Source organism: Variovorax sp. KBW07, assembly GCF_003852515.1.
Taxonomy (GTDB): Bacteria; Pseudomonadota; Gammaproteobacteria; order Burkholderiales; family Burkholderiaceae_C; genus Variovorax.
Window position 1 is genome coordinate 1 of sequence record NZ_QAJK01000206.1, and the last position, 11,227, is coordinate 11,227.

At 63.8% G+C, this 11,227-nt stretch carries 11 protein-coding genes; 4 read left to right on the forward strand and 7 right to left on the reverse strand.

The annotated features are described in order from the left end of the window. Positions 1–225: 225 nt before the first annotated feature. Positions 226–1,308 (reverse strand): tartrate dehydrogenase, encoded by a 1,083-nt coding sequence (locus DBV14_RS31330; protein WP_124465558.1) that lies wholly within the window; start codon positions 1,306–1,308, stop codon positions 226–228. 374 nt (positions 1,309–1,682) lie between these two features. Between DBV14_RS31330 and DBV14_RS31335 the strand changes: the two genes are divergently transcribed. From DBV14_RS31335 to DBV14_RS31350, 4 genes are read left to right on the forward strand one after another with little or no spacing between them, the layout of a single operon-like run. Beyond that, positions 1,683–3,170 (forward strand): HAMP domain-containing sensor histidine kinase, encoded by a 1,488-nt coding sequence (locus DBV14_RS31335; protein ID WP_124465561.1) that lies wholly within the window; start codon positions 1,683–1,685, stop codon positions 3,168–3,170. 55 nt (positions 3,171–3,225) lie between these two features. Further along, entirely contained in the window at positions 3,226–4,083 is an 858-nt protein-coding gene (locus DBV14_RS31340; protein WP_124465564.1) for an aldo/keto reductase, read from the forward strand. A 43-nt stretch (positions 4,084–4,126) separates the two neighbouring features. Then, positions 4,127–4,621 (forward strand): helix-turn-helix domain-containing protein, encoded by a 495-nt coding sequence (locus DBV14_RS31345; protein ID WP_124465567.1) that lies wholly within the window; start codon positions 4,127–4,129, stop codon positions 4,619–4,621. After that, positions 4,618–5,025, forward strand: a complete 408-nt coding sequence (locus tag DBV14_RS31350) for a VOC family protein (RefSeq protein ID WP_124465570.1) — start codon at positions 4,618–4,620, stop codon at positions 5,023–5,025. The genes DBV14_RS31345 and DBV14_RS31350 overlap by 4 nt, the downstream gene beginning before the upstream one ends. Positions 5,026–5,082: 57 nt before the next feature. Here the strand turns inward: DBV14_RS31350 and DBV14_RS31355 are convergent, their stop codons facing one another. The 6 genes from DBV14_RS31355 to DBV14_RS31380 form a co-directional block, all read right to left on the reverse strand. After that, on the reverse strand, positions 5,083–7,086 hold the full coding sequence (locus DBV14_RS31355) for a DUF2235 domain-containing protein (protein ID WP_185546192.1): 2,004 nt from the start codon (positions 7,084–7,086) through the stop codon (positions 5,083–5,085). 23 nt (positions 7,087–7,109) lie between these two features. Next, complete coding sequence (locus DBV14_RS31360) at positions 7,110–7,535, reverse strand: DUF3304 domain-containing protein (protein WP_260397294.1); 426 nt, start codon at positions 7,533–7,535, stop codon at positions 7,110–7,112. A 133-nt stretch (positions 7,536–7,668) separates the two neighbouring features. Further along, positions 7,669–8,094 (reverse strand): DUF3304 domain-containing protein, encoded by a 426-nt coding sequence (locus DBV14_RS31365; RefSeq protein WP_185546193.1) that lies wholly within the window; start codon positions 8,092–8,094, stop codon positions 7,669–7,671. A 132-nt stretch (positions 8,095–8,226) separates the two neighbouring features. After that, entirely contained in the window at positions 8,227–8,772 is a 546-nt protein-coding gene (locus DBV14_RS31370) for a DUF3304 domain-containing protein (RefSeq protein WP_124465582.1), read from the reverse strand. Positions 8,773–8,860: 88 nt separating this feature from the next. Further along, positions 8,861–9,838 (reverse strand): DUF4123 domain-containing protein, encoded by a 978-nt coding sequence (locus DBV14_RS31375; RefSeq protein ID WP_221621935.1) that lies wholly within the window; start codon positions 9,836–9,838, stop codon positions 8,861–8,863. Continuing rightward, positions 9,838–11,227 (reverse strand): type VI secretion system Vgr family protein (locus DBV14_RS31380; RefSeq protein ID WP_148092460.1); only part of this gene is annotated, 1,390 nt, incomplete at its 5' end. The genes DBV14_RS31380 and DBV14_RS31375, both read right to left, overlap by 1 nt.

Here is an 11,227-nt window from a genome sequence, read left to right on the forward strand (position 1 = left end):
GCGCAGAGCACACCATCGGCGCGAGCGCCTTCAGAGCGGTCGTTGATCGGCCAATGCGAGAGCAGCGCCCTCGTGCGACTGGCATCGGGTGCTCCGCGCAGCGAAATAAAGGAGGAGCGAAGCGGGGGACATTCGCGGAGCAGAGCACACCGTCGGCGCGAGCGCGGGCACCGCTCTGAAGAACGGCAGCGCAAAAACCACGACGACCGACCGAAGAGCAAGGCGTCATGCCGAGATGCAGTCAGCGATGGCGCGCCCCACGTCCACGGTCGAGGCCGTACCGCCCATGTCGCGCGTCCGTGGACCTTCGCTCAGTACCGTTTCGATGGCCGAGATCACCGCCGCCGAGGCCTGCGCATACACAGGGTCGTTGTTCCCCAGGTGGTCCAGCATCAGCGCCGCCGACCAGATCTGGCCGATCGGGTTCGCGATGCCCTTGCCCGCGATGTCCGGCGCCGAGCCGTGCACGGGTTCGAACAGCGACGGGAACTTGCGCTCCGGATTCAGGTTGGCCGACGGGGCGATGCCGATCGTGCCCGTGCAGGCCGGGCCCAGGTCCGACAGGATGTCGCCGAACAGGTTCGACGCCACCACCACGTCGAACCAGTCCGGGTGCTGCACGAAGTGCGCGCACAAGATGTCGATGTGGTACTTGCTCGTCGCCACGTCGGGGTAGCGCGTGGCGATCTCGGCCAGGCGCTCGTCCCAGTAGGGCATGGTGATCGAGATGCCGTTCGACTTGGTGGCGGCCACCAGGTTCTTGCGCTTGCGGCGGCTGGCGAGTTGGAACGCGTAGTCGATGATGCGGTCCACGCCGGTGCGGGTGAACACGGCCTCCTGGATTGCCATTTCGCGCGGCGTGCCTTCGAACAAGCGTCCGCCCACCGAGGTGTATTCGCCTTCGGTGTTCTCGCGCACCACCAGGAAGTCGATGTCGCCGGGCTTTCGGTGCGCCAGCGGGCCGGGCACGCCGGGCATGAGGCGTACGGGGCGCAGGTTGACGTACTGGTCGAAGTCGCGGCGGATCTTGATCAGCAGGCCCCACACGGCGATGTGGTCGGGCACCTTGGCGGGGTCGCCCACCGCGCCGAAATAAATGGCGTCGTGGCCCTGGATCTTGTCGGCCCAGTCGGCCGGCATCATCAGGCCGGTGCGCACGTAGTGGTCGGAGCCCCAGTCGAAGTGGTCGTACGAAAAGTCGATGCCGAAGCGGCGACCGACCGCGTCGAGAACGCGCAGCCCTTCGGGCATGACCTCGACGCCGATGCCGTCTCCGGGAATGACGGCAATCCTGTGCTTTTTCTGCATTGACTCAACCTGTTCCAAAATCGTTTCGATGGGGTGCCGGCGCTCGTGACGCAGGACCATCGAAAAATTCTAGGAGCAGGGGTGGGGCGTTGGCTCGGGGTTGGCACCCACTCAGTGTTGACAAAATCAGAAGGCGCGGCGCGGTTCTTTCCCTGAGGCATCCGCTGTTCGAGTGTCACGAAAGTGCCTTCGACTTCTAATAATCAGAAGGCTGTGCGTCCGCTTTTGCTCCCGCTTGCGGCCGCCAAGCCGCCCGGTTCATGAAGGTTTTCTGAATTCCGGCGACGACCGTGCCGGATACTCGACGCGCTCGCGACCCCTTGCCCCCTTGCCCCCTTGCCCCGCTGCAACCGGGGCCGGTCGCCCGGAGACCCATGAATGCCCTGCTTGTCGAGACGAACGCCCCCTCCCGGCCCAGGCACGTGCCCAAAAAACAGCGTGCGGTGGTGGTGGCGCTGACGCAGGCGTTCGCGCGGCGGTGGAAGCGCTGGCTCCAGCCTTCGCTGGTGCGGCGGCTGTTGCTCGCGCAGCTTGCCGGGGTCACGCTGCTGTGGGTGGCGCTGATCGGGCTCTTCGTGTACGACTCCAACGCGGTGCCGGAGCTGGTGCGCTACGACAAGGTTTTCGGCGTCATCCTGAAGACCGCGCAGAACCTGGCGGACTCGCCCGACCGGCAGCAGGAGACACTGCGCTCCCTCGACCTGGCCTTGCTCGAGACCTCGGGCGACCTGAGTTCCGAGTCGGACAAGGCGCCCATCATGCAGGTGTGGCAGGAAGGCGTGCTCATCTACAACTCCAACGCGGGCGTGCCGGTGATGAAGAACTCGGTGCCGGGCCGCGTCGAGACCATAAGGCTCGGTGACCGCGCATGGCGCGCGCGCACCATGTCCTCGCCGGTCCTGGACACCCGCGTGATGCTGGCCGAGCCGAAGATATTGCGCTTCAACTTCACCATCGAGAACCGCACCTACTACCTGTTGCCGCTGATGATCGGCCTGCCGTTCCTGGTCTTCCCGGCGTGGCTGTCGGTGTGGCTGGCGCTGCGGCCCTGGCGCCAGGTGACGCAGGAGACGGCCGAGCGCGGCCCGGCCGACCTGACGCCGCTGTCCTTCGAGCCTCCGCACAAGGAACTGCGGCCGCTGGTGCACGGCATCAACGAACTGCTGCGCAGCGTGCGCGACCGCGCCGCCCGAGAGCGTGGGCTGATCGCCGATGCGGCCAACGAACTGCGAACGCCGCTCGATGCGATGCGAGTGAACGTGGAAGCCATGAAGGCGCAGACCGACGATGCGGGCCAGCGCGAACTGATGGCCAACCTGCTGCGAAGCAACGACCGCGCGGCGCGCCTCGTGGGCCAACTGCAGCAGCTGATGCGCAGCGACGAGATTCCGCAAGACGCTTTGCCCACCCTGCTGATGCTCGATGGGCTGGTGCGGGACCGCATTTCGCTGGTCGAGGTCCTGGCGCATGCGCGCGGCGTGGTGCTCGACTTCGCCTCCGAAGGCGCCATGCCCGTGTTCGGCGAACGCGAGAGCCTGATCTCGATGATCAGCAACCTCGTGGAGAACGCCATCAAGTACAGCCCCGACGGCGGCACGGTGACCGTGCGCATCGCGCGCGAAGCAAAGATGGCGGTGCTGCGCGTGACGGACCAGGGGCCTGGCATTCCGCCCGCCTTGCGCGAGCGTGTGTTCGACCGGTTCTTTCGCAACCCCGACCAGACCCAGTCGGGCAGCGGGCTGGGCCTGGCGATCGTCAAGGCGGTGCTGGAAAAGCACAAGGGCCGCATCGAACTGGGCGTCGATCCGCGGGAGGGGCGCGGGCTGCTCGTGACGGTGTGGCTGCCGCTTTCGGTGGCCTGAAGGCGACGATTTCTGACGGTGTGTTCGGGGCGTTGTTCCTCGTACCATCGAGGCCATGCGAACACTTTCACTCCCCGCCGGCGGCGAGATGCCGGTTCTTGGTCTCGGTACCTGGCGCATGGGCGAAGCCGCCGATCGCCGTGCAGCCGAGGTGGCCGCGGTGCGCGAAGCCATCGCCCTGGGCTACCGGCTCATCGACACCGCCGAGATGTATGGCGAGGGCGGCGCCGAGACCGTGGTGGGCCAGGCCATTGCCGAGGCGCTGCGCGCGGGCGACGTGCGGCGCGAAGAGCTCTTCGTCGTCAGCAAGGTCTACCCGCACAACGCGAGCCGGCGCGGCACGCGCGAGGCCTGCGAGCGCAGCCTGAAGCGGCTGGGGCTGGACGCCATCGACCTGTACCTGCTGCACTGGCGAGGCGAGCATCCGCTGGCGCATACGGTCGAGGCGATGCAGGCGCTGGTGGCGCAGGGACGCATCGGCCACTGGGGCGTGAGCAACTTCGACACCGACGACATGCAAGAGCTGGTGCAGGTCACGGGCGATGGCCCCGGCTGCGCGGCCAACCAGGTGTACCTGTCGCTGGGAGAGCGCGGCCCGGAGTTCGGCCTGCTGCCGTGGCTGCGCGAACGCGGCATGCCGTTGATGGCCTACAGCCCCATCGACCAAGGCGCGCTGGCGCAAGACGTGGGGCTGGCAAAACTGGCGGGGCAGCTTGGCGTGACGGCAGCCCAACTTGCGTTGGCCGCGGTGATGGCGCGGCCCGGTGTCGTCGCGATTCCGAAGGCGGTGCGCAGCGCGCACCTGAAAGAGAACCTGGCGGCCGCCGAGCTGAAGCTCGATGCAGCCACACTGGCCGAGCTGGACCGCCTGCATCCACCGCCGCGCCGCAAGACCGCGCTGGCGATGATCTGAGTCGGGCGGTGCCAATGCTGTGCATCGGACGGTTGGAGGCCGCATGAGCGGCGATCTCCCGCGCCCGCAGGACCCGGCGCTGCTGCGCCGCCTGCTGCGCGCCAAGGACCGGATGGACGCGGCTTCGTCGGAAGACTGGCCCGTTCATCGGCTGGCGGACGTGAGTGGTGTTTCCGAGGCCCACTTCGCCCGTTCGTTCAAGGACGCCTTCGGTGTTCCGCCGCACCGGTACCTGCTGACGCTGCGCATCGAGCGGGCGACGGCACTGCTGCGCGACACCGACCTGCCCATCACCGAGATTGCGTTTCACACGGGCTGGGAGAGCCTGGGGACATTCGGGCGCACCTTCCGAGACATCACCGGCGAGAGCCCGAGCGCGAGCCGTGCGCGCGCAAGGGCCGAAGTCGGCGAGCCCGGCCGTGTGCCCCTGTGCATTTTGGGCGCGGCGCAGAGGCCAGACCTGGTCACAGCAGTTTCGGAGAAGCGGCGCCGGGAGGCCGCCGATATAAACAGGCCACACAACAAGGAGTCTTTATGAGTCAAGGTGTTCAAGTGGTGGGTCTGTACGTTCGCGACCAGGACGAAGCGCTAGCCTTCTATGTCGACAAGCTCGGGTTTCGTGTCCACACGGACGTGCGCAACGGCACGTACCGCTGGCTCACGGTGCAGCATCCCGAACAGCCGTCATTCCAACTGGGCCTGTTCACGCCCGGGCCGCCGGTACTCGATGCCGCGACGGCGCAGACGTTGAGCGCGATCGTGGCCAAGGGCGCGATGCCGCCGCTGGTGCTGAGCGTGGCCGACTGCCATGCCGCCCATGCGCAGATGAGTGCCCGGGGTGTGGAGTTCACGCAGGAGCCCGTGGCCCGCTTCGGCACGGTGGACGCGGGGTTCCGGGATCCGTCGGGGAACGGGTGGAAGATGATCGAGGCGCGGGGCTGAGGGCGGTGCGCAGTGCGCACCTGAAAGAGAACCTGGCGGCTCCGGGGCGCGACGCGTTCAGCTCTTGTCGAACACGCGCCGGTAGCGCACGTGGCCGCCCAGCTCCCGTCGCGTCTTGTTGGTCACAAGGCGCACGGCGCCGCTGGTGATGACGTCTTCCATCGCCAGCAGTTGTTCACGATCGGCGTCGGAAAGCAGCGGAAATTCCCCCGGGTGCGTTTTCTGGTGCTCCCATATCCGCCGTTCCATTTCCGACAACGATCGCGTTTCGTCCATGGGTGGCATCGGCAGGTGAGCTTGACCCGGGGGCAGGATAAGGGCTTCGCTCGTCAGCTTCACGCGCGCGATGAACCGCCGGTTGGCTTCGACCTTTTGCTGGATCTGCTTGATCTTCTCTTTCCGGTCGAAACTCGTGACAGGCCCGACCATGTAGAAGGAGGCGTGCGAGTCGTGCACCATCTGGTCGAAGAAGTGGTCGATGGCAGGCGGCACCTTGCTTGCGGAGGCGTTCTTCGTGAACTCCGCATGGATGCGCAAGAAGTCGACCTGCGCATCGGAGAGACTGGAGATTCCGGTAGCCGATCGTTCCGCGCGCTGGAGATCGGTTTGCTTTTTTTCTTGCCACAGTGCCGCGGCCATGTCGGATGAGAAGTCGGCGTCGCTTTCAAGCATGTCGATGCGATCCTGTTCGCTGGCCTGCTGGTAGCTCGGAAGCTTCGCCACATTGCCCGCGTGCAGGAGCCGCCAGCGCCAATACAGTTGCATGTGGCTGTGCTGCGCTGCTTCGATGCCGCCAGACACTGGGCTGCGGGCTGCCCATTCGCGGTAGGCGTTGAAGAGGTCGGCACACTTGTCATCCCTGTCCAGATCGTTGGCGACGGCTATCCCCGCAGCACCTAGTGCCTTGAGTTGTGCGATGCCTAGAAGTGGCACAGCGCTATTGCGTGCCTCGTGGTACATGTCGAGCAGCGGCATCTGGGAGAGCAACTTGGCGCGCGAGCCCGCGGCCTTGCCTTGGCAACCCGGGTCGTAGCCGCCACCAACATTCGAGTGCGCGCCTGGGTATACCTTCTCGATGCAGTTGGCCGGGTATCTGTTGTCGCTCTTGCGTCCCGTCGATAGCGGGAAGTTGATGCGTATCTCATGCGCCGCACACAGATGCACCGTGCGCTCCACGCTGGGCACGATGTCCAGCGTGCCGTTGGCCCACCCTCCAAGACCTCGCCAGAAGGGGGAGCTGTCGGCCAGTCCGACAGAGGCGACCGAATCGAACAGTCCCAGGAACTGAATGCGAAACGGAACGCCCGCCAGCGTATGGCCGCCGTTCTTTTCCTCCAGAAGAATGTGGTGCAGGAAGTGGCAGAATGCGCGCGCCTGCGCCGCCCCACGAGAAAATCCGAACACCGAGAGGTTGACTTGCACGAGCTTCTTCGGAGGCCTACCTTGCAAGGCCTTTTTCAGTTCCCCCAGCTTGCCGCCTTGCTCTGCGTTCAGTCCGGTTGCGCTGCCGACGAAGTACAAACGTTTGCCGGGCATATTGGAGCCTGTGCTTCCATCGACGTGCAACGGCTGCTTGGTTGCGAGCCGTTTGGCTTCTGGATCGCTGATCAGCAACTTGTCTTCATGAATGGTGGCGTGCATGGCGTTGACCAACTGAATAAGGGCCCAATTTATCCGTGCGTCTCCGCCGGTGGCCTTGGCCTTGCCATCGGGTGTTTCGGTTTTTTCGCCGATTTCATCGAAGGGCGTACCAACACCCGGAACATAGATCCGGCGATAGCCGTTCTTGGGATCCTCCTTGAAGGCGTCGTGCAAAACGACCACGTTGCTATGGCTGCACTGATTGAAATCGCCATTGGTTTTTTGCAAGACTTCCAGTTGATCGCGTTTCTTGTTGTTGTTGGTTCCATCAAAAAAAATACCCACATGGAGCATCGACGCGCAAAGCGAGGTCTTGTCGCCGCGCTCAATGCAACTGGTGGCAGCCGCGCGCTGGATCTGTTCCTTGAGACTCAGGCGACGATCGCCGGGGAGTGCAGGGGGGATGGGTTGAACTGACATTGCTTGAGTCTTCCTGTTCGTTTTCAGCGCTTGATTTCCGGCTCCTCGGGATAGCCCCGGTGCGATGGATGACCGGGGTTCTGTGGGCCGGCGTCGTAGACCCATACTTGCAATTCGTCGTTCGGCAGGAAGAACACTTGCAGTCGCCCTCCTTCCTTTCCGTAGCGTTCGACGGGTACAGCCCTTCGAAGCGTGCGTTCTGACCAACAACACTTGTTCTCCTCGGCCAGAGTCATTTCCTTGCGCTTCTCCCAAGGCTGTGTGTAGTGACCAATCGTCCAGTCAACATCGACAGTCAATCCAGGAGCCCATTCAGCAGGCAACGCGACGCAACACGAAAGCGCGCCTCCACCACCGTACGGCGGAAGGTTGGAGCCGCGGTTCCCGTTGACGTAGTACTCCTGCACGCCTTCACGCGTGTAGTTGTAGCCCGTGATGCCCGAGGCCATGGGTTCTGGCGGCTTTGGCGCCTTGGGTTCACAGCCGCTCACAGCTGCGAGAAGAACGGAGGCAGCCGCCATCCGCAGTAGCCATCGCACATATGGCTGTTTCGTCATTGCTTGCGTCTCCCTGGTGATGTTCTCAATTCGTGGCATCTGGTTTTTCGGGATAGCCCCGATGCGATGGATGACCGGGGTTCTGTGGCCCGGCGTCGTAGAGCCACACCTGGAGTTCGTCGTTCGGCAAGAAGAAAACTTGCAGTCGACCACCGTCTTTGGCGTAAGGCTCAATGGGAACAGTCTTGGTCAGCGCGCGACGATCAAGGCAGCACTCAATCGCCTCTTTGATGCTCATCGCCTGAATCTTTTCGATTGGCACTGTCCAATGTCCCGTAATCCAGCTCACCTCGACGCTTAACTCGCGGCTCCACTGAACCGGCAGCGATACGCAGCAAGAGACAGAGCCTCCGCCGCCATACGCCGGGAGATTGGAGCCGCGCTTGTCGTTGACGTAGTACTCCTGCACCCCTTCGTTGGTGTAGTTGTAGCCCGTGATGCCCAGGGTCATGGGTTCTGGTGTTTTCGGGGAATCTGGCGTGCAGCCACTCGTTCCTGCAAGCAGAAGGCAGGCGACTGCTGCTCGTAGCAGCCATCGCGCAAATAGATCAATCGACATTCCTGGACTCTCCCTTGCCGTGTTCTAGTTTTGGGTGTCTGGTTTCCGGGGATAGCCCCGATGCGATGGATGACCGGGGTTCTGCGGTCCGGCGTCGTAAACCCATACCTGGAGTTCGTCGTTCGGCAGGAAGAACACCTGCACGTCTCCCCCCTCTTTGCCGTAGCGTTCGATAGGGACAGTCTTGGTCAGCGCGCGGCGGTCAAGGCAACACTCAATCGCCTCTTTGGTGCCCATCGCCTGAATTTTTTCGATTGGCACTGTCCAGTGCCCTGTGATCCAGCTCACCTCGACGCTTAGCTCGTGGTTCCACAGCACTGGCAACGACAAGCAGCATGAGACAGAGCCTCCGCCGCCATAGGCCGGGAGATTGGAGCCTCGCTTGCCATTGACGTAGTACTCCTGCACCCCTTCGTTGGTGTAGTTGTAGCCCGTGATGCCCATGATCGAAGGCTCGGGTGGCTTGGGTGGATTCGGCTCGCAGCCGCTGGCGCCGACCAGAAGCAGGCATGTCACAAGCAGCCGTGACAACCATCTCGCCGCTGAGGGCCGAGTCGCGAAGAATTTCATGGAGATGCCTGTGCGTGGATGTGTACGAGCCAGGCGTTGTGCCGCTGTCTGTTCGCCGGACGGGGTGAATGGCGCAAGCGCGGGCGCATCAGTTGACTCTTCGAAGCGCGATGGCGAAGCGCTCGCTGGCAAGGCGCGCAGCCTCGGCTCGCCGAAAACGCTCGATGGCGCTCCACTCGCCGTCGCCCCAGCGTTCGATGCGGTCGCCCAGGCTGGACGTTCCCGAGCGCACGTCGAGCCAGGTTTGTTTCAACCCGTCCAGCGCTTCAAAGTTGTCCGGCAAATCCAGCGCCATCGTCGCAAAGACCACTTGATCCGTCAGTCGAACCAGTCCCACTGCTTGGGCGCGCTGAATGCAATTGCCCAGCCATGCATGGAGTTCGTCCGAAGGGCGGGGGTCAACGGTGTCGGGAAGCACGCGGCGCATTTCTACATGCAGCACGTCGATCCCGGCGTCTTCGAGCAGCCCCGCGTATTGGGCGTCATCGATGCAGCACGCCTTCTCGGGCACGGGCGAGGCGGGGCCATCGTCCGATCGTGCGATGTAAACGCCGGAGTCTCTGTCGAACCACATCCACTCCTTGACAGCTCCCTGCACGACGGCATGTTGCTCGGGGTGCAGGTGATGGATCACGCTGGGCAGTACGCGGGTGTCGCCTATGCGAAGGTAGAGCGGCAAGCCGTCTTCAGCGACCACGCCGGTCAGCCAGGCCAGCGTGTGGCTCAGGAATGCAAGCGAATTGCTTGTGCGTATGAAGCTCAGGCCCGGCTTTCCCGACATGACGGTGCGCAATGCCTCCATCGAGTCTTTCTCTATCGCACGGGACAGGGGCCACAGCAGCAGGCCAAGCTCTTCGTATTCGGCCAATGCAGAGTTGTCGAACGCGCGAACGGGAGCGCCGTAGCTGGCTCGCAGGTGCCCTAACGCCTCCGCGCCAAGGATCGCTCCGTCCGTGACGATCCATACCGTGTCGCCAGGCGCTTGAGAGGCAATTCGGTGATGCCAGTCCACGATGGATTGAATCTTGCCGGCCGGCAAAGGGTCTTGCAGATAAATACGGTTCATCAGCGACGTCCCATTGGCGAAGCCGCCGCCAAGGCCTTGAGCAGGCATTCCTTGCAGACCGTCTCGGGAAACTTGAATGCCGGCAAGGGCAGGTTTTTGGGGCCGATCAGCGAATGCGTGGTGGCATGCTCGACCCAGGCGCCCGTGGTTCCATGCGTGATGCCCTGTGCCTTCCAATGGCTGAAGCTGCCGCCGCCATTGACAATGACTTCTTCCTTCGCAGTGATCTCGATGCGATTCGCGGTCAGAGTGATGTCGAGCTTGGCGAGCAGCTTGAGGTTTTTCTCCAGCGCCTGGATTTCGATGTCGGCTTGGGCCGCGATCAGGCGCATGCCGGCCTTGTAGGCGAACAACCGGATCGCGCCCTTCACGCTCGCCAACAGGCTGGCGCCTGCGCTCAGGCTGGTGTGCCCGGCGCTCGTCAGTGCAATGTGCGCGCCGCTCGCCATGTGCGTGCTGCCGGGCGTGGTGGTTTCGATGCCGACGGGACTGGCCAGCACCAGATGAGGGGCGCTCAACTCGGGGAAGTCGCTTTCCTTGTCGCTCCCTTGCGTGAGCCCGGCGATGTCCTCGTTCTGTGATTTCAGGGCAGCAGCAACGTCGCTCTGGTCGGTGCCGGTGTCCTGCGCCCGGGCCGTCTGGGCGGCATCGGCGAGGTTCTCATGCTGCTCACGGGCCTGGGTGAGGCGCGTCAACGTTTCACCGAGATCCTTGACGTGCCTGGCCGCGTTGCCCCGCGCTTCCGTCGTGATGAGCAATCCGTCTTTCGCGCGAATGGCCCCGTGCCCATCGGTTCGCAACTCGAAGCCCTGGCCCCGCAGGTCCTTGCGCCCGGCGTTGTCTTCGATGCGCGTGATGTGGCCCAGGCTCAGCGAACTGTGCTGGTGATCGCTCTTGAGCTGCGCCTGGATCTTGCCTTCCGTATCGTCGAGCACCACGTGGTTGGAGCGGCCCGGGGCACTGTTTCCGCCTTCCTTGGTGAGTTCACGGCTGCGAAAGCCCGAGAGCGCCGATTGGTTGGGCAAGGCCCAGGGCGGCAGGTTCAACTGGTTGTGAACCCGCCCCGTGCAAATCGGCAGATCAGGGTCGCCGCCAAAGAAATCGACGATCACTTCCTGCCCGATGCGGGGCAGATGAATGCCGCCCAGCTGGTTGCCGGCCCACGGTGAACTCACACGCAGCCAGCAGGTGCTGTGCTGGTTTTTCTGGCCGATGCGGTCCCAGTGAAACTGAACCTTGATGCGGCCCAGTTCGTCGGTCCAGATGTTCTGGCCTTCAGGGCCCACCACCAGTGCGGACTGCAGGCCGCCCGTTTGTGGCTTGGCGTGCACCGGCGCGGGGCGCAGGGGCTGGGTGACCGGATGCGCAATGAAGTCCACCTTTGCTTGC